The organism is Streptomyces sp. NPDC021622, assembly GCF_040640795.1.
Classification (GTDB): Bacteria; Actinomycetota; Actinomycetes; order Streptomycetales; family Streptomycetaceae; genus Streptomyces.
Genome location: NZ_JBFACK010000003.1, coordinates 480549 through 505551, shown reverse-complemented (window position 1 = coordinate 505551; position 25003 = coordinate 480549). Strand labels below are relative to the sequence as shown.

The following is a 25003-nucleotide window of genomic DNA, read 5'->3' as shown; positions in this document are numbered from 1 at the left end:
CTAGGCGGCCCACAGAACACGAAGAAGCCCCTCGCCGTCGGTGACAACGGCGAGGGGCTTCTTCATGTACTGCGGCTGAGGCTACTTCGACTCGGCCTTCAGGAGCTCGGCGAGCTCCTCGTCGGACTCGCGGCCCGGCGTCGGCAGGTTCCACTTGGTGATCGCGAAGCGGAAGACCACGTAGTAGACCGCGGCGAAGCAGAGGCCGACAAGGGCCAGGCCCCATGGGTTGCTCGCGATGCCGAGGTTGAGGAAGAAGTCGACCGCTCCTGCCGAGAAGCCGAAGCCGTCCTTCATGCCGAGCGCCCAGGTCAGGGCCATGGAGACACCGGTGAGCACCGCGTGGATCGCGTACAGGACCGGCGCGATGAACATGAACGTGAACTCGATCGGCTCGGTCACACCGGTCACGAACGCGGTGAGCGCGAGCGAGAACATCATGCCGCCGACGACCTTGCGGCGCTCGGGGCGTGCGCAGTGGACGATCGCGAGGCAGGCGGCCGGGAGGGCGAACATCATGATCGGGAAGAAGCCGGTCATGAACTGTCCCGCGGTCGGGTCACCGGCCAGGAAGCGGTTGATGTCGCCGCTCTTGCCCTCGTACGAACCGGCCTGGAACCACGGGAAGGAGTTCAGGAGGTGGTGCATGCCGACCGGGATCAGCGCGCGGTTGGCGACACCGAAGATGCCCGCGCCCACGGCGCCCGAACCGACGAGCCACTCGCCGAAGTTGTGCAGACCCGTGCCGAGGACCGGCCAGATGTAACCGAAGACGATGCCGAGGAGCAGGCCCGCGAAGGCCGACAGGATCGGGACGAGGCGGCGGCCGCCGAAGAAGCCGGCCCAGTCGGGCAGCTTGGTCCGGTAGAACTTCTGGTAGAGCAGCGCGACGACGATGCCCATCACGACGCCGCCGAGGACCTTGGCGTCCACGGGTGCCTCGGTCATGACTATCTTGCCGTCGACGACCTTGGCGATCTTGTCCAGGTTAGGGTCGGTGAACGTGGCGAGCACGTTCTTGAAGACCAGGTAGCCGGTGACGGCGGCGAGCGCGGTCGAGCCGTCCGACTTCTTGGCGAAGCCGATCGCGATGCCGACGGCGAACAGCAGCGCCATGTTGTCGAGAATGGCGTTGCCGCCCGCGGCCATGAAGCCGGCGATCTTCGTGACGAAGGTCGGGAACGACTCGCGTCCCAGCATGTCGGGGTTGCCGAGGCGGACGAGCAGGGCGCCTGCCGGCAGCACGGCGACCGGCAGCATCAGGCTGCGGCCGATGCGCTGCATGACAGCCATCGCGCCGGCGCCCTTCTTCTTCTCGGCCGCGGGAGCGGAACTGGCCGTGGACACAACTTCCTCCAGGGGGTACCCCCGGCCGGAGGCTGGGGGAGGGCAAGGCGCCGCCTGGGACAAGGAAGTGGGGGACGGCGGCGTCTCCGGGGGCCGCGGCGGGACGGCCGCGTGGTCTACACCACTAAGTGGTGTAGACCTGTTGTAGCACGGTGAAGGTGACGTAAGGAACCCACGAGTTCTGTGGGGTCGGCCATAACGCGAAATGAACGGCAAAAGACCCCCGGATCGTGGATCCGAGGGTCCTTCGCGGAGGGTGTGGAGGGTGGGCGGTCAGGCCTTGGTGACGTCCTCGACCTCGTCCTCCGGCTCGCGGCCCGGGGTCTTCAGATCGAACTTGGTGATCGCGAAGCGGAAGATGACGTAGTACACCAGCGCGAAGCCCAGACCGATCGGAATGATCATCCATGGCTTGGTGGCGAGACCCCAGTTGATCACGTAGTCGATGAGGCCCGCGGAGAAGCTGAAGCCGTCCTTGACGCCCAGGCCCCAGGTCACCGCCATCGAGACGCCGGTGAGGACCGCGTGCACCACGTACAGGAGGGGCGCGATGAAGACGAAGGAGTACTCGATCGGCTCGGTGATGCCCGTGACGAACGAGGTCAGCGCCAGCGAGACCATCATGCCGCCGACCGCCTTGCGCCGTTCGGGCCGCGCGCAGTGGTACATCGCGAGGCAGGCCGCGGGAAGGGCGAACATCATGATCGGGAAGAAGCCGGTCTGGTAGATGCCGGCGCTCGGGTCCCCGCTGAGGAACATGTTGATGTCACCGTGCACCGTGGTGCCGTCCGGCTTGGTGTACGAGCCGAACTGGAACCACAGCGGGACGTTCAGGAACTGGTGCAGGCCGATCACGAGCAGGGCGCGGTTGGCGACACCGAAGATGCCCGAACCCCAGGCACCCAGACCCTCAAGCCAGTCGGAGAAGCTCTCCAGGGCGTCACCGACCGGCGGCCAGACCCACAGGCACAGCACCGCGAAGACGATGCCGATGAACGCCATGATGATCGGGACGAGCCGGCGGCCGTTGAAGAAGCCGAGCCAGGAGACCAGTCGGGTGCGGTGGAAGCGGACCCAGAAGAAGGCCGCGAGCAGGCCCATGATGATGCCGCCGAAGACACCCGGGTTCTGGTAGGTGAACGCGGTGACGGTCCCGTCCGTGACCTGACAGCCCGTCGCCACCGCCTTCGATCCGCCCGGACAGTCCACCGGGAACTGGCGCAGCACACCCCGGTAGACGAGGAAGCCGGCCACCGCCGCGAGCGCCGTCGAGCCGTCCGCCTTCTTGGCCATGCCGATCGCGACGCCGATGCAGAACAGCAGCGGCAGACCCAGGTCGGCGTCGAGCAGGGCGCCGCCCGCGCCGGCGAACACCTTGGCGACATCGGTCCAGCCGAGGCCGTCCTCGCCGAAGACGTCGGGCTGCCCGAGGCGGTTGACGATGCCCGCGGCAGGGAGCACGGCGATGGGCAACTGCAGGCTGCGCCCCATCTTCTGGAGCCCCTGGAAGAAGGTGCTCCAAGGGCTCGGCCGGGGTGCTGCGGCAGCGTTCGCGCTCATGGGTGTCCTCCCGGAGCGAGCCAGGTTTGGCGGTCGTGGAAAACTGGTGTAGACCAGTTGCGGAACGGGTGGGGGCGCCATCCCGAGAGGGGCGACACCTTGATCGTCATCATTGGTCACGAGTGCCGTATCCGCCCGCGAAGATGCTCCAACCGTGCGTTACCGTGACAAAGCGGACCTACGGTGTGGTGAGGCCGCGTCCTTAAGAACAGGGAGAACACCATGGCCAGCAAGGCTGAGAAGATCGTTGCCGGGCTCGGCGGCATCGACAACATCGAAGAGGTCGAGGGCTGCATCACCCGCCTCCGCACGGAGGTCAACGACCCGAGCCTGGTCGACGACGCCGCCCTGAAGGCCGCAGGCGCCCACGGCGTCGTCAAGATGGGCACCGCGATCCAGGTCGTCATCGGCACGGACGCCGACCCGATCGCCGCGGACATCGAAGACATGATGTGAGCGACTGAACTCACCGCAGAGGGGCCCTTCCCCACCACGACCCGACCACGGGGAAGGGCCCCTCAGCCATGTCCGGATAGGCTCAACCCCATGTCCTCAACGCCCCGCATCGACGGCCGCACCCCCGAACAGCTCCGCCCCATCACCATCGAGCGCGGCTGGAGCAAGCACGCCGAGGGCTCCGTCCTCATCTCCTTCGGCGACACCAAGGTCTTCTGCACCGCCTCCGTCACCGAAGGCGTGCCGCGCTGGCGCAAGGGCAGCGGCGAAGGCTGGGTCACCGCCGAATACTCGATGCTGCCGCGCTCCACCAACACCCGCGGCGACCGCGAATCCGTACGCGGCAAGATCGGCGGCCGCACGCACGAGATCTCCCGGCTCATCGGCCGCAGCCTCCGCGCCGTCATCGACTACAAGGCACTCGGCGAGAACACCATCGTCCTGGACTGCGACGTCCTCCAGGCCGACGGCGGCACCCGCACCGCCGCCATCACCGGCGCGTACGTCGCCCTCGCCGACGCCGTCGCCTGGGCCCAGGGCAGGAAGCTCATCAAGCACGGCCGCAAGCCCCTCACCGACACCGTCAGCGCCGTCTCCGTCGGCATCGTCGGCGGCGTACCGCTCCTCGACCTCTGCTACGAGGAAGACGTCAAGGCCGACACCGACATGAACGTCGTCTGCACCGGCGACGGCCGCTTCGTCGAGGTCCAAGGCACCGCCGAAGCCGAGCCGTTCGACCGCAAGGAGCTCAACGCGCTCCTCGACCTCGCCGTCGGCGGCTGCGACGAACTCGCCGCCCTCCAGCGCCAGGCACTGGAAGCGACCCTCCAGAACGGCTGAATCGCGCTGTCCGCGCCGCCGGTTGACGGCGGCCGGTCAACCGTCCGACCCCCGACGGCGTTGTCACGGATACGACGGGCGCGCGGGCCAGGCCGCGCGCTCACCCGTGTCCCGGGGAGGGCTTCACCCATGGTCGCGCGTCACCGCCGTCTCGTCGTCGCCACCGTCACGACCCTGCTGCTCGTCCCAGGAGCCCTCGGACTCGCCGCCTGCGAGCCGGGCGACGCCGTCGACTGCGCCCGCGCGGCCGACGCGGTCTCCGACGGCGCCGACGCCCTGCGCAAGGCCGCCCAGGAGGCGGCCCTCTACCCGGAGAAGGCCGACGAATCCTTCGACAGCATCACATCGGACCTCGACGAAATCCGCGACAAGAACGACGACCAGGACATCCGCGACGCCGTCGACGAGATGAAGAAGGCAGTGGACAACGTCGAGGAAGCGGTCGACGACGGAGACAGGACCCCGGACCTCACCCCCGTCGTGAGCGCGGGCCGCAAGGTCACCAAGGCCTGCACCCCGTAAGGTCATCAAGGCCGTCCGCGGGCCCGCAGCGATCAAGTAAATGCACGGGTCACCGATCCGGCAAGCAACCATCAAGCCCCTTAGGGGCGTTCTTACGAGTACGGGCGCACGGGCCAAGCCGTGCGCCCGTCCGCACCCCCTGGGGAGGGACCGAACCATGGCCGCGCGCCACCGACGTATCGCCACCGCCGTCACCGCCGTCCTGATCGCCGTGCCGGCAGGCATCGGCCTTGTCGGCTGCGACGCCGTCAACAAGGCGCTCGACTGCGTCCAGACCGCCGACTCCATCGCCGACAGCGTCGACGACCTGAAGACGGCCGTCGAGGGCGCGGCCAACGACCCGACGAAGGCCGACAAGGCGCTCGACGACATCGGCAAGAACCTCGACGAGATCGGCGACAAGACCGACGACGCCGACGTGAACAAGGCCGTCGACGACGTCGACAAGGCTGTCGACAACGTCCGCCAGGCCATCAAGGACGGCGACGCGACACCGGACGTCGGCCCGGTGGTGGACGCGGCCGGCGAACTGACCAAGGTCTGCACGCCGTAACGGAAAGCGGGCGCGGATACTGGTGGCCATGACCCGCCTCATCCTCGCCACCCGCAACACCGGCAAGATCACGGAACTCAGGTCGATCCTCGCCGACGCAGGTCTGCCTCACGACCTCGTCGGCGCGGACGCCTACCCCGAGATCCCCGACGTCAGGGAAACCGGCGTCACCTTCGCCGAGAACGCCCTGCTGAAGGCTCACGCGCTCGCCCGCGCCACCGGCCTCCCCGCCGTCGCCGACGACTCCGGCCTCTGCGTCGACGTACTCGGCGGCGCCCCCGGCATCTTCTCCGCCCGCTGGGCAGGCAAACACGGCGACGACCGCGCGAACCTGGAGCTGTTGCTGGCCCAACTCGGCGACATCGACACCGACACCCACCGCGGAGCCCACTTCGCCTGCGCCGCGGCCCTGGCCCTGCCGGACGGCACGGAGCGAGTGGTGGAGGGCCAGCTGCGGGGGGTGTTGCGCCACACCCCGTCCGGCACGAACGGCTTCGGCTACGACCCGATCCTCCAGCCGGAGGGCGAGACGCGCACGTGCGCGGAGCTCTCCGCCGAGGAGAAGAACGCGATCAGCCATCGGGGGAAGGCGTTTCGGGCGTTGGTGCCGGTGGTTCGGGAGTTGTTGGGCTGAGGAGACGTACGTACGACGAAGGCCCGGCTCGCGGGGTGCGCGAGGCGGGCCCTCGTTCGTGGTGGGCCCGGTGGGACTCGAACCCACGACATACCGGATCTAAACCGGCATCCTCTAGCCTGCTGGGATACGGGCCCGCAGCTCCGCCTACTTTACTGGGCCGCGTAAGTTGCTTGTACGTCGACGGCCACCTCTGCACCATGTGCTGGTGATTGCGTGGCAGTTGGGACATAACAGCCGCAGGTTCTCGCGCCGGTCATCGCTCCAGTCGCCGTTGACGTGGTCGATCTCCAGCGTCATGGGCTTCCCGTTCCACTCCGGTGGGGTGCCGCACTGGTCGCACTGGTCGGGGACGCCAACTTCGCGGAGTGCCCGGCGCAGGTGGGACGTCTTGGTGCGACGTTGTCCGTCATGCTTGACCAGCACATCCGCAGGTCGCTTCCGAGGCACTGTCCCCCGTCGACCCCGCTGGTGGGCCTGACCGAGAAAATGGGATACGTCCAGTCCGTCCTCAGCTGCCCACTGGGAAAACAGGGAACGTGATCGGCTGCTCACCGGTCGGTCCAAGGTGCGAAGCGCCCCTGCGATGGACGAGCTCTCCGTTACCGCCCGTTGCAGTTGTTCGGAGGAGGGCTTGAGGCACGCGACGCCTCGACGGCGACGCGGCATGTGTGAGGTGTCGATCCCGAAGTCGTCGAAGCGCTTGAAAAGATGGCGGCGCAGATTTCGGTAGGGGCGTGTTCCCAGGAATGCGATGACCTCCTCGATCGTCGAACAGCTCTCGGCGGCCTTCGCGAGCAACTCGCGGGTGTAGCGAACGGGCTCGGTCACGGCCGCCGCCCCTTTGCGCGACCGCGGTAAGTATCCGTGGTCGAGTGGCAGTTGGGGCACAGCAGTCGCAGGTTCCCGATCCGGTTGTTGCGCCAGTCGCCGTCGAGGTGATCGACCTCAAGGGGCAATGGCTGTCCTAGCCACAGGGGTTCCACCCCACAGATGGCGCACTGCTCGACCACGCCGAGCTCGGCCATGGCTCGTTTGAGTCGAGTGCTGGGCACGCGGCGGGTAGCGCCCCCGACCAAGATCTCCGAAGGTGCTTGTCGCCTACGGATGTCACGCATCGCGTCTCCGGTGCGCGTCGGAGCTGCGAAGTGTGACGTGTCGATGCCGTATGCCTTGATGCGGCGGCTGATTGTTCGTGTGATGGCCGCCCACGAGCTCGATCCCCAGATATCGCAGCACGTCGTTCACGCTCAGGGACGCCGACACCGCAGGCTCAAGCACTTCCCGCGTCCACCGAGCCCCCTCCCGCTCGAAGTGCGACGTATCCACCCCAAGCTTCTTCATCCGCTCATGGATGTACCGCCGCGTCGAACTACCAGGCGTTCCCTGGTGTACGGACTGACCGGCATCGTTCCCCTCCGTATCCGGCCGCGCGTTCGCAGCCTCGCACGGGCTAACGAACCGATAGTCGGACTGTTACGTCCGGAATGCGGAACGGCCCGCCTCACTTGCGCGGGCAAGTGGGGCGGGCCGTTCCGGAGGGGAGGGGGAGGCGCCTCAGACGCCCAGGTCCCTGATGATCTTGGCTACGTGGCCCGTTGCCTTCACGTTGTAGAAGGCGTGTTCCACCTTGCCCGCCTCGTCGACCACGATCGTCGAGCGGATCACGCCCGTCACCGTCTTGCCGTACAGCTTCTTCTCGCCGAAGGCGCCGTACTCCTCGAGGACCGACTTCGACGGGTCGCCCACCAGCGTCACCTTCAGGTTTTCCTTCTCGCGGAACTTGGCGAGCTTCTCCGGCTTGTCGGGGGATACGCCGATCACGTCGTAGCCCGCCGCCGCCAGTACGTCCAAGTTGTCCGTGAAGTCGCACGCCTGCTTGGTGCAGCCGGGGGTCAGCGCGGCCGGGTAGAAGTAGACGATGACCTTGCGGCCCTTGTGGGCGGCGAGGGAGACGTCCTTGCCGTCGGCGTCGGGCAGGGTGAAGGCGGGGGCTGTGTCGCCGGGCTGCAGTCGCTCGCTCATCTTCGGTCTCCTCGCGCGGGGTGCTCGTAACAACGTGTGGTGATGGAGTCGAGCGTAATAGGGGTGCCGTGGGGTGCGGTGCGGGTGGAGCTGACAGACTGTCGGGGATACGTATCAGCAGGAACAGACAGCCGGACACGACCACGGAGGCAGCGCGGTGTCGGACACGTCGGATATCAGGACCCCGGCGCAGATCGAGGCGGACATCAAGCGCCGCCGCGAGACGCTCGCCGAGACCCTCGACGAGATCGGGGTGCGGGTCCACCCGAAGACGATCGTCGGGGACGCCAAGGCCAAGGTCGCGGCGAAGGTGGACAACTCCCTCGGGCGGGTGTACGTGGGGGCGAACAGGATCGTCTCTGATGTGAAGGGGCATCTCGTCCGTGACGACGGGGCGCCCCGGCTCGAGCGCATCGTGCCGGTGGCGCTGGTGGCCGTGGCGCTCGTGGGGGTCCTGACGGTGTCCTCGCGGCGTCGCAAGGGTTGACCCGGGATCGTACGGGCGTGCCCACGGCAGGTAGGTTCGGGGCGTGAGCGCCAACAGCAAGGGACGCGGTTCCCACGACGACAAGCTGCCCATCCGGATGCTGCACGACCGTGTGCTCGTGCGGCAGGACACCGCCGAGGGCGAGCGCAAGTCGGGCGGCGGCATCCTGATCCCCGCGACCGCCGCCGTCGGCAGGCGTCTGGCCTGGGCGGAAGTGGTCGCCGTCGGGCAGAACGTGCGGGCCGTGGAGCCGGGTGACCGGGTTCTGTACGACCCCGAGGACCGGGCCGAGGTCGAGGTGCGGGGCGTGGCGTATGTGCTGATGCGCGAGCGCGATCTGCATGCCGTGGCCGCCGATCGGTTCGAGGGGTCCGAGGACTCGACCGGCCTGTATCTGTAGGACGCCTGGGGCAGCTTGGGCAAGGGGCTGGTGACCATCGTCACCAGCCCCTTTTGTGTGTCTTTTGCTACCTTGGAGTTACCCGACGAGACGCGCCGTACCGGGATTCCGCAAAGACGACGCACCCCCAAAGAAGAACGCGTTTCCGCGTTCCTGTTGCCGGAGGTGCCGTCGTGGCATGGGTTCTGTTGATCGTCGCCGGTCTGCTCGAAGTGGGCTGGTCGATCGGGATGAAGTTCACCGAGGGGTTCACGCGGCTGTGGCCGAGCGTGTTCACCGGACTCGGGATCGTCGCGAGCATGATGCTGCTTTCGCACGCCGCCAAGACGCTGCCCATCGGTACCGCGTACGGCGTGTGGGTCGGCATCGGTGCCGCCGGTGCGGCGGTGGTCGGGATGATGGTGCTCGGTGAGCCGGCGACCGCCGCCCGGATCTTCTTCGTTGTTCTGTTGTTGGTCGCTGTGGTGGGGCTGAAGGCGACCTCGGGGCACTAGGGGATCAGGGGGTCACTCGGGTCGGCTTCTGGCCGTCGAGCCGTCCGTCAGGCCGCCCAGGGCGCCTCCGTCGGTCTCGCCGCCGTCCGCGGCGCCGCCGTCGGTCTGGCCGCCCTGGGCCGCGCCGCCGTCGGTCTGGCCGCCGTCGACCGCCCCGCCGTCCGTGGCGCCGCCGTCGGTGGCGCCACCGTCCGTCTGGCCCTGGGTCTGTCCCTGGTCCTGGCCCTGGGTCTGCCCTTGGTCCTGGCCTTGGGTCTGGCCTTGCGTCTGTCCCTGGTCCTGCCCCTGCGTCTGGCCCTGGTCCTGGCCGGGGGTCTCCCCGCCGGTGGTCTCTCCGCCGGGCGTCGGGTCCTCGCCGATGTCCGTGGGGTCCGGGATCGCCGGTACGTCGGCGCCCTCCGCAAGGCGCAGGTCGAAGTCCTGGACCGGCTCGCCCTGCAGGGCGTCCCTGGTGAACTGCGCCCAGATCTGCGCCGGGTAGGCGCCGCCGTTGATGCGGGCCTGGCCGAGCGCCCCGTACAGCGGGGTGTGCGCGCCGGTGTTCGGGTCCTGGCCCATCACGGCGACCACCGTGGCCAACTCCGGGGTGTAGCCCGCGAACCAGGCCGCCTTGTCCTCCTCGGCGGTGCCGGTCTTGCCCGCCGCCGGGCGGCCCGCGGCCTGTGCGGCCGTGCCGGTGCCGCCGTCGACGACGCTCTGCAGGATGGACGTGGTGGTGTCGGCGGCCTCGCGGCTCACCACCTGCTCGGTGTTCTGCTCGGGCAGTTCGACTTCCTGGCCGCCCTTGGTGACCTTCTCGACCATCGTGTACGTGCCGTGCCTGCCGTGGTTGGCGAGCGTCGCGTACGCCTCCGTCATGTCCAGGACGCTGGCGGTGGACGGGCCGAGCGCGATGGACGGGGACGCGGTCAGGTCGGGCGTGGACTCCGGGACGCCGAGGGCGACGGCCGTGTCCTTGACCTTGTCCGAGCCGACGTCGACGGCCATCTGCGCGTAGACCGAGTTGACGGACTTGTCGGTGGCCTCGCGGACGGTGATGTTGCCGTAGTCGACGTTGTCCTCGTTCTCGGGGGCGTACGTCCCGCCGTCCCAGCCCTGCACCGGGCGCCTGTTGGTGCCGTCGTAGATCGTGTTCGGGGTGATCAGGCGGCCGTCCTGGGTGACCGATCCGTTCTCCACGGCCGAGGTGAAGACGAACGGCTTGAAGGTGGAGCCCACTTGGTAGTCGCGGCGGGTCGCGTTGTTGACGTACTGCTTCGTGTAGTCGATGCCGCCGTACATCGCGACGACCTTGCCGGTGTCGGGGTCGATGGACGCGCCGCCCGCGCGGACGTTCCGGTCGACCTTGCGGGCGTCCTTGTCGACCTTGGACATCACCTGGTCGTCGACGGCCTTCTTGAAGGCGTCCTGGCGGTCCTTCTGGAGCGTGGTGGTGATGCGGTAGCCGCCCCTGGCGAGGGTGTCCTCGTCGACGATCTTGTTGGTCGTCAGATAGTCCTCGACGGCTTGTACGAGATAGCCGCGTTGCCCGGAGAGGCCGGAGGCGCCCTTGGCCTCCTTGGGCGTCGGGAACTTGATCTTCGCCCGGTCGGACGGGCTGAGCCAGCCCTCCTTGACCATGCCGTCGAGGACGTAGTTCCAGCGGCCCACGGCGCGCGGCTTGTTCTCGGGGTGGGTGGCGACGTCGTACGCGTTGGGGGAGTTGAGGAGCGTCGCCAGGTAGGCGCCCTGCGCGGTGTCCAGGTCGTCGACGTCCTTGCCGAAGTACGCCTGGGCCGCGGCCTGTACGCCGTACGCGTTGCGTCCGAAGTAGCTGGTGTTGAGGTAGCCGGCGAGGATGTCGTCCTTGCTGACCTCGCGGTCCAGCTTGATCGAGATGAAGAACTCCTTCACCTTGCGGGTGACCGTCTGCTCCTGGCCCAGGTAGTAGTTCTTGACGAACTGCTGGGTGATCGTGGAGCCGGACTGTTTGCCCTTGCCGGTGACGGTGTTCCAGGCCGCGCGGATCATCGCCTTGGGGTCGATGGCGGACTCGCTGTAGAAGTCGCGGTCCTCGGCGGCCAGCGCGGCGTGCTGGACCTTCTTGGGGATCTGGCTGAGGGGGACGTTCTCGCGGTTGACCTCGCCGTCGCGGGCGAGCTGGGTGCCGTCGGCGTACAGGTAGACGTTGCTCTGTGCGGTGGCCGCCGCGTTGGCCGGGGGGATGTCGACGATGAGGTAGCCGGCGACGAAGCCGCCGACGCAGAGCAGGACGATCAGGATGAAGCCGCCGAGGACCATGCGCCAGGTGGGGAAGATCCGCCGCCAGCCCTTGCGCTTGGGGCGCTTGGGCTTCTTGCCCTTCTTGCCTGCCTGTCCTGCCTGTCCTGCCTGTCCTGCCTGTCCTTCGGGTCCCGGCGCGTCCGCCGTGCCTTCAGGGGTGCCGGAGGCGCCAGGGGTGTCCACAGGTTCGCGGGGCGCCCAGCCCTTGGGCCCCTGGGCACCCTGCTGCTGCGGCTCGTCGCTGCTCATGTCTGGTGGAACTCCCGGTTCGCGTCGTACGTCACGTACGCCTCGTACGAGCCATTGCACACTGTCGATTCGCGCGTTCCGCGCCAGGCACGCGCCGGGCGTGGAAATTGCCTGGCACGGGCGCCATCGACCGCACTAGGCTCCGACCCTTTGGCCCGGAACGGGGCAAGGCTCTCGCTAAAGGGGATGCGTGTGCGCACAGGACGGTTCCGCTTGTACGCGGCCGTCGCCCGGGGAGGGTTCAGGCGGTACGCCACCTACCGGATCGCGACCCTGGCCGGGGTCTTCACGAATACCGTCTTCGGGCTGATCCTCGCGTACACCTACATCGCCCTTTGGGATGAACGGCCGGGGCTCGGCGGCTACGACCAGTCGCAGGCCCTGACGTTCGTGTGGCTGGGGCAGGCGATGCTCACGGTGATGGCGTTGATGGGCGGCGGTTTCGAGGGCGAGCTGATCGAGCGGATCCGTACCGGGGACATCGCGATCGATCTGTACCGGCCCGCCGACCTGCAGGCCTGGTGGCTGGCGAGCGATTTGGGCCGGGCGTTCTTCCAGCTGGTCGGGCGCGGGGTGGTGCCGATGGTGGTCGGGGCGCTCGTCTTCGACCTTGCGCTGCCCACGGACGCCCTGCGCTGGCTTGCGTTCCTGGTGGCGGTCGTGCTCGGCATGGTGGTCAGCTTCGCGATCCGGTTCCTGGTGGCGCTCTCCGCGTTCTGGCTGATGGACGGCGCGGGCGTGTCCCAGATGGCGCTGCTCGCGGGCACCTTCTTCTCGGGGATGCTGCTCCCGCTGAACGTCTTCCCGGGCGCGCTCGGCGAGTTCGCCCGCGCACTGCCCTGGTCGGCGCTGCTCCAGGTGCCCGCCGACGTGTTCCTCGGCAAGCACACCGGCGTCGACCTTCTTGCGACGTACGCCTTCCAGATCGGCTGGGCGGCGGCGCTGCTCACGGCCGGGCGGCTGCTGCAGGCCGTGGCGACGCGACGGGTGGTGGTCCAGGGTGGCTGACCTGGCGCAGGTGCGCAGCGGGCTGCGGGCCTACCGGCTGATCTCGGCCATGTGGATCCGGTCCCTGATGGCGTACCGGATGTCCTTCGCGATGACGGCGTTCGGCAACTTCGCGGTGACCGCGTTCGACTTCGTGGCGATCCTGCTGATGTTCTCGCAGGTGGACCGGCTCGGCGGCTACTCGCTCGCCGAGATCGCCTTCCTGTACGGCACGTCGTGCACGGCGTTCGGCTTCGCGGATCTCGCGATCGGGTCCGTGGACCGTCTTGGCAGGCGGGTCCGCGACGGGACGCTCGACACGCTTCTGGTGCGTCCTGCGCCGGTCATAGCGCAGGTCGCCGCCGACCGCTTCGGGCTGCACCGGCTCGGGCGGGTCACCCAGGGGGCGCTGGTCCTCGGGTACGCGCTCGTGGTGCTGGACATCGACTGGACCGCGCTGAAGGTCCTGATGGTGCCGATGATGCTGCTGGCCGGTGCGGGGATCTTCGCGGCGGTGTTCGTGGCGGGTGCGGCCTTCCAGTTCGTGGCGCAGGACGCCGCCGAGGTGCAGAGTGCCTTCACGTACGGCGGCACCACGCTGCTGCAGTATCCGCCGACCGTCTTCGCCAAGGAGCTGGTGCGGGGCGTCACCTTCGTGCTGCCGCTCGCCTTTGTGAACTGGCTGCCCGCGCTGTACGTCCTGGGGCGGCCCTATCCGCTGGACCTGCCGACGTGGGTGGCGTTCACGCCGCCGCTGGTGGCCGCGGGATCTCTTGCCCTGGCCGGTCTCGCCTGGCGCGCGGGCCTTCGTTCGTACCGCAGCACAGGGAGCTGAACTGCCGTGGAAACAGACCTCATTGAGCTCGACGGCGTCGAGAAGGTCTTCGACGTACGCAAGAAGACCGGTTTCCTGCGGCGGGCGAACCACGAGGTGCGTGCCGTGGACGGCATCTCCTTCACCGTGCCGCGCGGCGAGATGGTCGGCTACATCGGGCCGAACGGCGCGGGCAAGTCGACGACGATCAAGATGCTCACGGGGATTCTGACGCCGAGCGGCGGTCGGCTGCGCGTCGCGGGCATCGACCCGTCCCGGGAGCGGACCCGCCTGGCCCAGCGCATCGGCGTGGTCTTCGGGCAGCGTACGACGCTGTGGTGGGACCTGCCGCTGATCGACTCGTACCGTCTGATGCACCGGATGTACCGGATCCCGGACGCCCGTTACAAGGAAAACCTGGGCCGGTGTGTCGAACTCCTCGAACTCGACGCCCTGTTGGACGTCCCGGTGCGGCAGCTCTCGCTCGGGCAGCGGATGCGCGGTGACATCGCTGCGGCGCTCCTTCACGATCCTGAGGTCCTGTACCTGGACGAGCCGACGATCGGCCTGGACGTCATCAGCAAGGCCAAAGTCAGGGAGTTCCTGCGGGACTTGAACGCCGAGTCGGGCACGACGGTCCTGCTGACCACGCACGACCTGACCGACATCGAGCAGCTCTGCAAGCGTGTGATGGTCATCGACCACGGGCGTCTGATGTACGACGGTGCCCTCGCGGGTCTTCACGAGGTGGGGGAGAGTGAGCGCACCCTGGTGGTGGATCTGGAGCGGGAGCTTTTGCCCATCGAGGTCGACGGGGCGCGTGTGGTGAAGGTGGAGGGGCCGCGGCAGTGGCTCGCCTTCCCGGCGGCGGAGTCGGCGGCTCCGCTTGTCGCGCGGATCGCGGCCGAGTATCCGATGGCCGACCTCTCGGTCAGGGAGCCCGACATCGAGGCGGTCATCGCCAAGATGTACGCGGAGAAGGTGACTTCGTAGGCTGTCCTTCATGAGTCTCGTAGGCTGCTCCGCATGAGTGAAGAACTCCCCGAACTCCGGGCCTCCGACGCCGACCGCGAGCGGGTCGCCGAACAACTCCGGGACGCGATGGCCGAGGGCCGCCTCGACATGACGGAGTTCGAGGAGCGCCTCGACGCGACGTACAAAGCGCGTACGTACGGTGAGTTGGCGCCCATCACCCGCGATCTCCCCTCGCACCCCGGCCGGGTGTCCATGGTGAAGCGGCCGGTGAGCGACGACCCCGACGCCATCGACTGGGCCGAGCGGATGGGCGGCGAGGCCACGTCGACCGGGGGCTTCGCCTTCTGGAGCGGCTTCACCCGCAAGGGCGGCTGGACGGTCGGGCGGACGTTCACCGCGTTCGCGATGTGGGGCGGCGGCGAGATCGACCTGCGCGAGGCGCGGTTCGCGACGCGCGACGTCGAGATCCGCTGCTACACGATCATGGGCGGCCTGCAGGTCGTCGTGCCGCCGGAGATGAACGTCGTCGTCAAGGGCTTCGGCATCATGGGCGGCTTCGACGACAACGCGACGGGCGTGGGCACCCCCGACTCCCCGCGTGTGGTCGTCAAGGGCTTCGCCCTGATGGGCGGCGTCGGCGTGGACCGCAAGGTGCGCAGGCAGGAGAAGCTGCGGCTCAAGGAAGAGAAGCTGCGGATGAAGGAGCGGCGGCGCCGTGAGCGCCTGGAGCGCCGCGACGAGTGGCGCGCGATGCACGCGGACCGGGCGGAGCGGAAGCGCCAAGGGATCGAGCAGCGTCACCGGAAGGGCGATTCATCGCACCCGTCGCCTGGGGACTACGGCGGCGGAGGCGGCGAGTAGCACCGGCGCAGGCGCGATGAGCGCCGGGCCGGGAGCTGGAGTGAGCGTCCGGGGGTGCCGGGGGCCAGATGGACCCCCGGCTGGCATGCCTACAGCTCGGCGGCCGCGGACCCCTTCAGGTGCACCAGGTTGAACGTCTCGGCCATCTTGCGGTAGCCGGCGTCGCTGGGGTGCAGGTGATCGCCCGAGTCGTACTGGCCGCGCAGCTTGCGGGGGTCGTACGGATCCCGCAGGGCCTTGTCGAAGTCGACGACCTCGTCGAAGACCTTGCCCTCCCGGATCTCCTTGTTCACGGCCTGCCGCACGTTCTCCAGCTCCGTCTCGTACCCCCGGTGCCCGCCGAACGGCATGAGCGTGGCCCCGACGACCCGCAGGCCGCGGGTGTGCGCCTGCCGGGTGAGCTCGCGCAGGCCCTCGACGATCCGGTCGGGGTCGTTCTGGTGCGGGTTGCGCAGGATGTCGTTGACGCCGAGCGCGATCACGACGGCCTTGACACCCGTTCGGTTCAGTACGTCCCGGTCGAAGCGGGAGAGGCCGCTCGGGTTGTCGGCGGGGGTGCCGTTGCCGTCCGAGAGGATGCGGTTGCCGCTGATGCCCTCGTTCACGACGCCGTAGCGCGGGGCGCCCGACTCGTCGCGCAGCCGGTCGGCGAGCGCGTCGGTCCAGCGGGCGTTGGCGCCCATGGTGGAGGAGATGCCGTCGGTGAGCGAGTCGCCGAAGACGACGACGGTGCCGTCCGACTCGTTGCTCAGGACGTCCACGGCCGACAGATAGCGCCACGACGTGCTCTGCTGGGCGAACGCCTGGCCGTTCGGGTCCTCCGTACGGTCGCCGTCGGCGACGAAGCTGACCTGGCGGGCGTGCGGGTGGAAGGTGACCGGGCCCGACGGGGTCGGCGAGAACGTCGTGACCAGCAGATCACCGTCGTGCGGCACCCGCAGCCGGACCGCGTCGCTCATCACCTGCTCACCCGCGGGGATCACCACCGACGTGTTGCCGTTGAAGTTCAGGCGGCGCAGTGTGTCCGGCGCCACGGCCGGGTTGTTCGACCCGGCGGCGACGGCGATCGAGGCGTGCGTGATGCTCAGCGGCTGCCGGCCGTACAGGTTCGACAGAGTGATGCGGGCGCTGTCGCCGCCGACGCTGGTGTGCACGACGTTGCGGATCGTGCGGCCCGCGAAGCCGCGCTGATGCGTGTTCGGTTCGGCGGCCGCGGGTGACGCCGCCCAGGTGCCGACCCAGGTGCCCGCGGAGGCAGGCGCCGCGGAGTTGCGCGGAGAGCGCGGACCCGCGCTGATGGTGTCCTGCGAACCGTCGTCGGTGCGCGACACACCGACGTATATGGCGGCAGAAATCACCACTATCACCGCGAGGACCGCGGCTAGCAGGGCATAACCGTGACGCTTGGTCATGCGGGCTGTGTCTCCTCGAGCAGGGGGAGCCCGAGGCTCCGATGTGATCACCCCATGATGCGTCATGGGCCGTGAGGCGGCCGACACTGCCCCCCTCCGACCAATGAGACGCCGGGAACTTGTCGTCCGTTCCAGGAGTCGTCAGGAAGGGACGCGCTCGCCAGGAAGGGACGCGCGGAGATGGGGACAATGCGGATGAGGACGACGCGAACGGGCCAGGTGGATTGAGTGGATCGTACGGAACCATCAAATCCGGAGGATGCGGCAGAGGCGGCACGGGCTGCGCAGGTGGGGCAGGCGGCGCAGGTGTCGGAAGCGGCACGGTCGGCTGAAGCGGCACCGTCGGCTGAAGCGGACACTGGGCAGCATGCCCGCGGGCCGCGCCCTTCACGCGCCGCGGACGGCCCGGCGCGCGGCGGCGGCTTCATATACAGCCCCGCCGACGAGGAGAAGCGGCGTGGCGTCCGCCGGATGAAGATCACAGCGACGGGCCTCCTCGTCTTCGTCGCACTCGTCTACGTCCTGGCGAAATGGGCGCAGAACTCGGGTGCCGGAGCCTGGGCGGGCTATGTCGCCGCGGCCGCAGAGGCGGGCATGGTCGGCGCGCTCGCCGACTGGTTCGCCGTGACCGCGCTCTTCCGCCACCCGCTGGGCCTGCCCATTCCGCACACGGCCATCATCCCCAACAAGAAGGACCAACTGGGCGCATCGCTGGGCGACTTCGTGGGCGAGAACTTCCTCTCGTCCGATGTCGTACGCGACCGGCTGCGCGCCGTCGGCATCGGCGGCCGCCTCGGCAGCTGGCTTGCCGAGCCCGCGCACGCCGACCGGGTGACGGCCGAACTGGCGACGGCGCTGCGCGGAGCGTTGACGGTCCTGCGCGACTCCGACGTCCAGGCGGTCGTCGGCGAGGCCATCACGCGCCGTGCCGACGCCCAGGAGATCGCGCCGGGCATCGGCAAGATGCTGGAGAAGGTGGTTGCGGACGGCGGCCACAAACGCGTCGTGGACCTGGTCTGCGTACGCGCCCACGACTGGCTGGTGGAGCACGACGAGTCGGTCATGGACGCCGTGCAGGGCGGCGCCCCCGGCTGGACCCCGCGGTTCGTCGACAAGAAGGTCGGCGAGCGCGTCTACAAGGAACTGCTCCGCTTCCTCGCCGAGATGCGGGACATGCCGGAGCACCCGGCGCGCGGCGCCGTGGACCGCTTCCTCGCCGACTTCGCCGCCGACCTCCAGTCCGACTCCGACACCCGCGAACGCGTCGAACGCCTCAAGCGGGAGGTGCTCGGCCGCGGCGAGGTACAGGACCTGATCGCGTCGGCCTGGGCCGCGGTACGCCAGATGATCGTGGCCGCGGCGGAGGACGAACGCAGCGAGCTGCGCCTGCGGGTGCGGGCGGCCCTCCTGTCGCTGGGCGCGCGGATGTCGACGGACGCGCGACTCCAGGAGAAGGTCGACGGCTGGGTCGAGGGCGCGGCGGTGTACGTCGTCACGACGTACCAGAACGAGATCACGTCCCTGATCACGGACACGGTGGCGGGCTGGGACGCGGAGCACACGTCGAAGAAGATCGAGGCGCATATTGGGCGTGACCTGCAGTTCATTCGGATCAACGGCACGGTGGTGGGGTCGTTGGCGGGGTTGGTGATCTATACGGTTTCGCGGGGGGTGGGGGCGTGAGGGCTGCTGTTTCGCCAGGCGTGCCCTGCCTTGGCTTTCCAGCCCGTCCGGCGATAAGTCCAGCCCGTCGAGGGGGTCCCCCCTGCTCTTTAAGAGCTTGGGGGAGTTTGAGGACGAACTCGGCGAAGCCGGTGATGACGGCGCGCAAGGCCCCCGCGCCAGCGGGTTTTCGGGAAGGGGCGGGGTTGGGGAAAGGAAGTTGCTGTGAGGATCACCCCATGAGCGCCGAGCTGCCCACCAACACCAGCCCCCACAAGCTCGCAGTCCTCGTAAGACACGGCGTACTCCCCATGGAGCTGGGCCTGATCCACCAGCTCTTCGGCAACGCCCGCTCCCCCTCCGGAGAACCCCTCTACAAGCCCCTGACCTGCGCCCTGACCCCCGGCCGCATCCGCACGGACGCCGACTTCCCCATCTACGCGGAACACGGCCCCGAGGCCATCACGACCGCCGACACGGTCATCGTCCCCGCCTCGCACGAGGAGGACGAGTCGCTCCTGCCGGGCGCCCTGCCACCGGCCCTCGCCGCAACGCTCAAGTCCGCCACAGGCGCCGGCGCCCGCGCCCGCATCGCCTCCATCTGCACCGGCGCCTTCGTCCTCGCGGCAGCCGGCCTCCTGGACGGCCGCAGGGCGACGACGCACTGGCTCTCCACGGACCTGTTCGCCCGCACCTTCCCGACCGTGACGGTCGACCCGGACGTCCTGTACGTGGACGAGGGCGAGGTCCTCACCTCGGCGGGCGAGGCGGCCGGCATCGACCTCTGCCTGCACATGATCCGCCGCGACCACGGAGCGGCGGTGGCGGCGGACGTGGCCCGCCGCACCGTCGTACCCCCACATCGCGAGGGCGGCCAGGCCCAGTACATCCGCCGCCCGGTGGCGGAACCCCGCACGGCGTCGACGGGCCGGGCCCGCGGATGGGCCCTGACGCGCCTTGGCGAGCCGCTGACGCTCCGAGAGATGGCCGACCGGGAGTCGATGAGCGTACGCACCTTCAGCCGCCGCTTCCGCGAGGAGACCGGCCTGACCCCGATGCAGTGGCTGACCCAGCGCCGGATCGACCGGGCGAGGGCGCTCCTGGAGGAGACGGACCACACGGTCGACCGCATCGCGGCGGACGCGGGCTTCGGCACGGCGGCGTCGCTGAGGCAGCACTTCCAGGCGGGGCTCGGGGTGTCGCCGGGCGCGTACCGGATGACGTTCAGGGGAACGCGGGGCGCGTAAGGGGGCCGGGTCGCCGCCGGCCCCGCCGGCGATCTGAGTACGCGTACTCTGTCGGCCCCGCCGCCCCGCCCGGCAGCCTCGTACGCATGACGGCAAAGTCGATGCACATGAGCGCGATGCGCGCGATACCGCACGGCGCGGCGAACCGGCTGGACCGGCTGAGCCGGCTGAACTGGCTGAACCTGCTGAGCCAGTTGCCGAAGCGCCCCCTGCTGGAGCGCTGGGCGACCCGCGCCGCGGGGGCGGCGCTTGCGGCCGCGGCGTACCTCGTCTGTCTCCCCTGGGACCTGCGCAATCGCCCCGAGACGCCGGGCGCGATCAACGAGACGTCACCGGTGTCGGCGCCGGGAGTGATCTTCCTGGCGGTGTCGATGCTGGCCCTCGCGGCCTACTTCGGCTTCCGGGACCGCCTCGTCTTGGCGCTGCTCCTGGTGGCCGGACCGCCGGCGGCCTTGATGTACGTGTCCTTCGACAGCCACCCGGAGCCGGACGCGGCGGTGTGGCCGGTGGCGTGGGCGTTCTTCACGCTGGTGATGGGGGCGGGGGTCTTGGCGGTGGCGGGCTTCGCGCGGTTGTTCAGGGACAGCGAGGGGTGAGCTGTCCGCTCGGGGGCGGCGGGGCGTGATCTGCCTGTTCAGGGACAGCGGGGCGTGAGCTGCCCGCTGAGGGACAGCGGGGCGTGAACTGCCTGCTCGGGGGTGGCGAGGCTCGGGGGTGGCGAGGCGTGACCTGCCCGCTCAGGGGCAGCGGGGCGTGATCTGCGCGCTGAGGGACAGCGAGGCGTGAGCCCCGCTCAGGGGCGGCGAAGCGTGACCTGCCCGCTCAGCGGCGGCGGCGAGGCCTGAACCCGTCGCCGCCCCAGCCCAGTTCAGCCTCGCCGGTCCACAAGCGCCCAACTGGCAAGCCCCACGCCCCCGGCGACCCCGAAGACCGCGGGCCACGCCCCGACCTTCTTGGCCAGCGGGTGCGACCCCGCGAAGGCGGCGACGTACGCGGTGCTGAGCGCGGCGGCGGTCCTGCCGCCCGCCTTGGCCTGCCACTCCTTCGCGGCGACGGCGCCCGCGGCGGCGAGCACGACGCCACCGAGCGGCCGCTTCTTGGTCCACCGGGCGACGGCGAACCCTCCGACAAGCCCCGTGGCGGCCACTGCTGCCGCCGGTACCTTCGCCATGCCTGCCTCGCTTCCGTTGTCCGTTGCTTCCGGCCGATACGTCCTCAATACGTCTGCGGCCGAGGCTAACGCGCCGCCTGGAAGGCCTTGCGGCGAGGGGCCCCGTCCCGCATAGGTTTGGTGGTACACCGCACCCGACGAGGGACCGATACCAGAAATGACCGCGCGAACCCCCACCCGCGCCCGTACCGCCCTGGTCATCGGGGGCGGCATCGCAGGCCCGGTAGCGGCGATGGCGCTGCACAAGGCGGGCATCGAGGCAACGGTGTACGAGGCGTACGACGCCACGAAGCGCGTGGGCCCGAGCCCCGGCATGACGATCGCCCCCAACGGCCAGCAGGCCCTGTCCGCGATCGACGCGGCGGACATGGTGAGCGAGATCGGCACCCCGGTGACGTCAACGTCCTTGCGCAGCTGGACAGGCAGGCACCTCGCCGGCCTGACCCCGCCCCCCGACCTCCCGCCGACCCGCTTCGTCTGGCGCGCGGACCTCCACGAGGCGATCGACGAGGAGGCGGCACGCCGCGAGATCCCCATCCACCGGGGCAAGCGCCTGCTGGACGCGACGGACACCGGCGCGGGCGTCACGGCCCGCTTCGCGGACGGCTCGCTGGCGAGGGCGGACATCCTGATCGGCGCGGACGGCCTGCGCTCGACGGTCCGCCCCCTGATCGACCCCTCGGCCCCAACTCCCCACTACGGCGGGACACTTACCTTCACCGCGAGGGTGACGGAGACCGAACTCCCCTCCACCTCCGGCGTATTGCACCAATGCCTCGGCAAGCGGGCGTACATGACGTACCAGATCTTCGACGACGGCTCGGCGGTATGGTCCGTGACCCTGCCCCACCGCGAACCCATGACGACGGCGGAGGCACGCTCGGTCGGCCCGGCGGCGTGGCTGAACCGCCTGACGGAGGCGTTCACGGACGACCGCACGGCGGCAACGGAACTCCTCGACTCCACCCCGGCCCCCGCCCTCCTCATCACGGGCCCCACGGAGAACATGCCCCCGCTCGGCACCTGGAGCCGAGGCCGCATGACCCTGATAGGCGACGCGGCGCACGCAACACCCCCCGCGTCGGGCCAAGGCGCATCCCTCGCCTCGGAGAGCGCAGTCCAACTGGCCCGCTGCCTACGGGACTTGCCCCCTTCCAAGGCCTTCAGGGCGTACGAGTCCCTGCGCCGCCCCCGGGTGTCCCGCATCCTCAAGCACGCCACGTCCACCCCGACATCCACCTCGGCCGCGGCCCGCACGGCGTCCCCGAAGCCGGCGGGTCCCCTGACCCGCGCGCTCCGGGACGCGGTGCTTCCGGTGGCGACGAAGGTGGGAGCCGGTTCGGTATGGGGGACGTGGCAGTTCGACCACCGGATCGACTGGGATGAGCGGGTGGACTAGGGCGGCCCGGCCCCCGGAGTCGTCGTCGGGGGGGGCATCACGCGACGGCGGTGCCCTCCAGCTCGACCATCTGGCCGGGGACCGCAAGTCGGGTCACCCCGAGCATCGTGCTGGTCGGCGCCACGCCTGCGGCGCCCAACCGCCCTGCCAGAACGCCGTAGTGCGGGAAGAGCAGCTCGACGTCGGTCGTGTAGACGTTGAGCCGGACGAGGTTGGCGAGAGACATGCCGGCCTCGGCGAGCACGGCCTCCAGGTTGTCGATGCTCAGCGCCAACTGCGCCGCCATGTCCCCGTCGTGCTGGGGTTTGCCGTCATCGCTCATCGCGGTCTGCCCCGAGACGTAGAGGGTCCGGGTGTGCCCGGAGACGACCTCACCCTGGTTGAACCCCAACTCCGCAGACCAGGTAACCGGGTTGACCGCAGTTCGCTCCACTGTCACGTCAGTTGTCACGTCAGCTCCATTCGCTTCTTCGGTTCATGAGGAGTGCGTACGTACGCACGTACGCACGTCGATCGGCTCGGTAGCCGCCAAATTTCGACGCCAAATTTCGACGCCGTACTTCGACGCCGTGTTGTCGCGTCAACGAGCCTCGCAACTAATCACGACATCCTTGGTCACGTATCTCGCTAAAGTTCCCGCATGCGCGCCGACCGGTTGGTCTCACTGGTGTTACTCCTGCGCCAGCGCGGCCGGCTGACTGCGGACACGCTGGCCCGCGAGCTGGAGGTATCCACCCGCACCGTGCTGCGCGACATCGAGGCGCTGTCCGCGGCCGGCGTCCCGGTCTACGCCGAACGCGGGCGGTACGGCGGTTTCGCGTTGTCGCCCGGTTTCCGGACCGAGCTCACCGGTCTCAATCACGACGAGGCCCTCGCCCTGCTGACCGCCGGATCGGGCCGCGGGGAGCAGACGTTCGGCCTCGGCTCGGCACTCGCTTCGGCCATGCGGAAAGTGGTTGACGCGCTGCCCGAAGGCCACCGGGCCACCGCGAGCGACGCGGTCCAGCGATTCCTCGTAGACCCGGAGACAGACCTGCTCTCACGCCGGTCGGCCACCGAGGAGGCACCCGACACCACCACCATGGTCGAGGTCCGGCGCGCTGTACTAGCCGGCCACAAACTGCGCATCCACTACGCGGCCACGGGCCGGCCGCCACAGTGGCGCACGGTGGACCCGATCGGCCTGGTCACCGTACGAGACCGGGGCTACTTGCTGGCCACGAGATCCGGCGCGGACCGTACGTACCGCCTGTCGCGGTTGCTGGCCGCCGAGGAACTCCCCGAACCGGCACAGCGACCGACCCGCGTAGATCTGGACCGGATCTGGCGGGAACGCTCCGCGCGCTTCCTCTCCGACAGCGACCACATCACCGTGCTGATACGCGTGAACCCGACACGACGCGAGGAGCTGCTGGACATGGCCCTGGCAGTCCGCGCGGAAGAACCCGCCCCCGACGCAGAGGGGTGGCTGCGCCTGGAGGTGACCTTCCAGGACCCCCGTCACGCCGAGTGGGCGCTGTGGCAACTCGGCACGGATGCGGAGGCCCTGACGCCGCGGTCGCTGCGCACGGCCTTGCGCAACCGGGCGGCAGCGATGGCGACCCGCTACGGCGCCTCATCCTGAGGGCAGCGCATGGGGAGAGCCCGCAGTCGGAGTGGTACCGGAAGGGCATGCCGGGACAGCCGTGCCCGCAGACGAAGAGATACATGCCACCCATGTCGCCGAGCATGATGCCGGGCGCGCACTGCAGGGCGTTCCGCTCCTCGTAGGGAAGCGCAAACACGCTCCACCCGTCGTCACCCGCGCCGGACCTGTCCTCGACAGGCACCCACCGCCGCCATGAGGCCCCGTCGAACTCGGCACTCTTGATGGTCACGAGATGCCGCATACGCTGCCCGCACTCACCTGGACAGGTGGGCCAGTAGGGATCCTGGGTCCAACTCGGATAGCCGCCGGCCTTGATGCCGGGAGCAACGCTGAGATGCGACCAGTAGGCGCAGGGACTCCCGTCCTCCTCGGCACGATCCTCCATCTCCTCGAACGCCTCCTCTAGCTCCTCCGCGACCTCGTCATCGAGATCCCAGCTCGGATACTCGACGACACGCTCGGGGTGCAGCACGCAGGGATCCGGCAGATAGTCGTCACGTGCACCGACGGGCCGCGGCGGCTCCTCGACGAGCGGCCCACACCGCGCGCTGTCCCGCCAGAAGATCTCGGGCCGAGGCACATACCCGGCCTCGTGATCGAAGGGACACCACAGGACTTGCAGTACGTCGGTGCCCTCGGGGAAGGGCAGTTCGGGAACGTCACGCGCGTACAGCTGAAGCACCGGAACCATGGGCTGCGCAATTCCGTCGTCGGTGGGTGCGAACCGTGTCCGCGGATGCGAGTCCCCACAGTGCGGCCAGGCCTCGGCGGCCGGCCACGCCAGCGCCCCACCCACGGAACTGTCCCCCGGCCCGGGCTGCCCGCGCCGAGGATGCAGCCGCACGGCCTCGCGACGGAGGGGCGCGATGGCGGGGAAGAGGGCCTCTACGTCGAGGAGGGGCGGTGGGGTGGTGCGGGACAAGGCAACTCCTCTGAGGCTGAGGCCGTGTTGGGGAGACGTTGACCTCTCATGAAACGCTCGTATATGTCGGGCAAAG

25 protein-coding genes, 1 tRNA gene, 1 pseudogene and 1 riboswitch are annotated in these 25003 nt (G+C 69.3%); of the genes and pseudogenes, 17 read left to right on the top strand and 10 right to left on the bottom strand.

Annotated features, from left to right (window positions below; translation table 11 throughout):
* Positions 1-81: 81 nt before the first annotated feature.
* Together AB0G47_RS09730 and AB0G47_RS09725 are read right to left on the bottom strand one after the other, a co-directional pair.
* A complete protein-coding gene (locus AB0G47_RS09730) occupies positions 82-1347 on the bottom strand; it encodes a PTS transporter subunit EIIC (RefSeq protein WP_266866529.1) in 1266 nt (421 codons plus the stop codon).
* A 273-nt stretch (positions 1348-1620) separates the two neighbouring features.
* Entirely contained in the window at positions 1621-2907 is a 1287-nt protein-coding gene (locus tag AB0G47_RS09725; protein ID WP_360766180.1) for a PTS transporter subunit EIIC, read from the bottom strand.
* A gap of 222 nt (positions 2908-3129) precedes the next feature.
* Between AB0G47_RS09725 and AB0G47_RS09720 the strand changes: the two genes are divergently transcribed.
* The 5 genes from AB0G47_RS09720 to rdgB all read left to right on the top strand — a co-directional run bounded on the left by AB0G47_RS09720 (position 3130) and on the right by rdgB (position 5912).
* Positions 3130-3363, top strand: a complete 234-nt coding sequence (locus AB0G47_RS09720) for a PTS glucose/sucrose transporter subunit IIB (RefSeq protein ID WP_160505264.1) — start codon at positions 3130-3132, stop codon at positions 3361-3363.
* Between the two features lie 90 nt (positions 3364-3453).
* A complete protein-coding gene (rph, locus tag AB0G47_RS09715; protein WP_360766177.1) occupies positions 3454-4203 on the top strand; it encodes a ribonuclease PH in 750 nt (249 codons plus the stop codon).
* A 129-nt stretch (positions 4204-4332) separates the two neighbouring features.
* Complete coding sequence (locus AB0G47_RS09710) at positions 4333-4725, top strand: hypothetical protein (RefSeq protein ID WP_360766174.1); 393 nt, start codon at positions 4333-4335, stop codon at positions 4723-4725.
* A 157-nt stretch (positions 4726-4882) separates the two neighbouring features.
* Positions 4883-5278: a hypothetical protein gene (locus AB0G47_RS09705; protein WP_360766173.1), complete on the top strand. Its 396-nt coding sequence runs from the start codon at positions 4883-4885 to the stop codon at positions 5276-5278.
* A gap of 28 nt (positions 5279-5306) precedes the next feature.
* Positions 5307-5912 (top strand): RdgB/HAM1 family non-canonical purine NTP pyrophosphatase, encoded by a 606-nt coding sequence (gene rdgB, locus AB0G47_RS09700; RefSeq protein ID WP_360766170.1) that lies wholly within the window; start codon positions 5307-5309, stop codon positions 5910-5912.
* 59 nt (positions 5913-5971) lie between these two features.
* Here the strand turns inward: rdgB and AB0G47_RS09695 are convergent.
* From AB0G47_RS09695 to bcp, 4 genes and pseudogenes are all read right to left on the bottom strand, one after another.
* Positions 5972-6049: transfer RNA gene (locus AB0G47_RS09695), tRNA-Leu, on the bottom strand.
* A 10-nt stretch (positions 6050-6059) separates the two neighbouring features.
* Positions 6060-6743, bottom strand: coding sequence for an HNH endonuclease signature motif containing protein (locus tag AB0G47_RS09690; protein WP_360766167.1), 684 nt, complete (start codon positions 6741-6743; stop codon positions 6060-6062).
* Positions 6740-7292, bottom strand: a pseudogene (locus AB0G47_RS09685) (HNH endonuclease signature motif containing protein); the annotation flags it as partial. The gene AB0G47_RS09690 and the pseudogene AB0G47_RS09685, both read right to left, overlap by 4 nt.
* Before the next feature lie 177 nt (positions 7293-7469).
* Positions 7470-7937: a thioredoxin-dependent thiol peroxidase gene (gene bcp / locus AB0G47_RS09680; RefSeq protein ID WP_360766165.1), complete on the bottom strand. Its 468-nt coding sequence runs from the start codon at positions 7935-7937 to the stop codon at positions 7470-7472.
* A 157-nt stretch (positions 7938-8094) separates the two neighbouring features.
* On the opposite strand from bcp, the gene AB0G47_RS09675 reads away from it, so the two are divergent.
* The 3 genes from AB0G47_RS09675 (at position 8095) to AB0G47_RS09665 (ending at position 9318) form a co-directional block, all read left to right on the top strand.
* Complete coding sequence (locus AB0G47_RS09675) at positions 8095-8424, top strand: DUF3618 domain-containing protein (RefSeq protein ID WP_360766162.1); 330 nt, start codon at positions 8095-8097, stop codon at positions 8422-8424.
* Positions 8425-8521: 97 nt separating this feature from the next.
* The gene (locus AB0G47_RS09670) at positions 8522-8824 is read left to right on the top strand and encodes a co-chaperone GroES (protein ID WP_190080540.1); all 303 of its coding nucleotides are present in this window, start codon (positions 8522-8524) and stop codon (positions 8822-8824) included.
* A 61-nt stretch (positions 8825-8885) separates the two neighbouring features.
* Positions 8886-8950: riboswitch (guanidine-III (ykkC-III) riboswitch) on the top strand.
* A 47-nt stretch (positions 8951-8997) separates the two neighbouring features.
* Positions 8998-9318, top strand: coding sequence for an SMR family transporter (locus AB0G47_RS09665; protein WP_160505255.1), 321 nt, complete (start codon positions 8998-9000; stop codon positions 9316-9318).
* Between the two features lie 12 nt (positions 9319-9330).
* On the opposite strand, the gene AB0G47_RS09660 is transcribed toward AB0G47_RS09665, so the two are convergent.
* Positions 9331-11829 (bottom strand): transglycosylase domain-containing protein, encoded by a 2499-nt coding sequence (locus AB0G47_RS09660; protein ID WP_360766159.1) that lies wholly within the window; start codon positions 11827-11829, stop codon positions 9331-9333.
* A 186-nt stretch (positions 11830-12015) separates the two neighbouring features.
* Here AB0G47_RS09660 and AB0G47_RS09655 point away from each other — a divergent pair, with 186 nt between their 5' ends.
* From AB0G47_RS09655 to AB0G47_RS09640, 4 genes are read left to right on the top strand one after another with little or no spacing between them, the layout of a single operon-like run.
* Positions 12016-12837 (top strand): ABC-2 family transporter protein, encoded by an 822-nt coding sequence (locus AB0G47_RS09655; RefSeq protein ID WP_360766156.1) that lies wholly within the window; start codon positions 12016-12018, stop codon positions 12835-12837.
* A gap of 49 nt (positions 12838-12886) precedes the next feature.
* On the top strand, positions 12887-13651 hold the full coding sequence (locus AB0G47_RS09650; RefSeq protein ID WP_360766585.1) for an ABC transporter permease: 765 nt from the start codon (positions 12887-12889) through the stop codon (positions 13649-13651).
* A gap of 6 nt (positions 13652-13657) precedes the next feature.
* Positions 13658-14623, top strand: coding sequence for an ATP-binding cassette domain-containing protein (locus tag AB0G47_RS09645; RefSeq protein ID WP_360766153.1), 966 nt, complete (start codon positions 13658-13660; stop codon positions 14621-14623).
* A 33-nt stretch (positions 14624-14656) separates the two neighbouring features.
* Positions 14657-15466: a DUF1707 domain-containing protein gene (locus AB0G47_RS09640; protein ID WP_360766150.1), complete on the top strand. Its 810-nt coding sequence runs from the start codon at positions 14657-14659 to the stop codon at positions 15464-15466.
* A gap of 89 nt (positions 15467-15555) precedes the next feature.
* On the opposite strand, the gene AB0G47_RS09635 is transcribed toward AB0G47_RS09640, so the two are convergent.
* Positions 15556-16878: an SGNH/GDSL hydrolase family protein gene (locus tag AB0G47_RS09635; RefSeq protein WP_360766147.1), complete on the bottom strand. Its 1323-nt coding sequence runs from the start codon at positions 16876-16878 to the stop codon at positions 15556-15558.
* Between the two features lie 471 nt (positions 16879-17349).
* Between AB0G47_RS09635 and AB0G47_RS09630 the strand changes: the two genes are divergently transcribed.
* From AB0G47_RS09630 to AB0G47_RS09620, 3 genes are all read left to right on the top strand, one after another.
* Positions 17350-18561, top strand: coding sequence for a DUF445 domain-containing protein (locus AB0G47_RS09630; protein WP_360766145.1), 1212 nt, complete (start codon positions 17350-17352; stop codon positions 18559-18561).
* A gap of 218 nt (positions 18562-18779) precedes the next feature.
* Positions 18780-19787: a helix-turn-helix domain-containing protein gene (locus AB0G47_RS09625; RefSeq protein ID WP_360766142.1), complete on the top strand. Its 1008-nt coding sequence runs from the start codon at positions 18780-18782 to the stop codon at positions 19785-19787.
* Positions 19788-19873: 86 nt separating this feature from the next.
* Complete coding sequence (locus AB0G47_RS09620; protein ID WP_360766139.1) at positions 19874-20383, top strand: hypothetical protein; 510 nt, start codon at positions 19874-19876, stop codon at positions 20381-20383.
* A gap of 272 nt (positions 20384-20655) precedes the next feature.
* Here the strand turns inward: AB0G47_RS09620 and AB0G47_RS09615 are convergent, their stop codons facing one another.
* A complete protein-coding gene (locus AB0G47_RS09615) occupies positions 20656-20958 on the bottom strand; it encodes a hypothetical protein (protein WP_266866565.1) in 303 nt (100 codons plus the stop codon).
* A gap of 157 nt (positions 20959-21115) precedes the next feature.
* Here AB0G47_RS09615 and AB0G47_RS09610 point away from each other — a divergent pair, with 157 nt between their 5' ends.
* On the top strand, positions 21116-22357 hold the full coding sequence (locus AB0G47_RS09610) for an NAD(P)/FAD-dependent oxidoreductase (protein WP_360766136.1): 1242 nt from the start codon (positions 21116-21118) through the stop codon (positions 22355-22357).
* A gap of 37 nt (positions 22358-22394) precedes the next feature.
* Here AB0G47_RS09610 and AB0G47_RS09605 read toward each other — a convergent pair whose 3' ends face one another.
* Positions 22395-22790 (bottom strand): RidA family protein, encoded by a 396-nt coding sequence (locus tag AB0G47_RS09605; RefSeq protein WP_360766582.1) that lies wholly within the window; start codon positions 22788-22790, stop codon positions 22395-22397.
* Positions 22791-22997: 207 nt separating this feature from the next.
* On the opposite strand from AB0G47_RS09605, the gene AB0G47_RS09600 reads away from it, so the two are divergent.
* Entirely contained in the window at positions 22998-23981 is a 984-nt protein-coding gene (locus AB0G47_RS09600) for a WYL domain-containing protein (protein WP_360766133.1), read from the top strand.
* Positions 23982-25003 lie beyond the last annotated feature (1022 nt).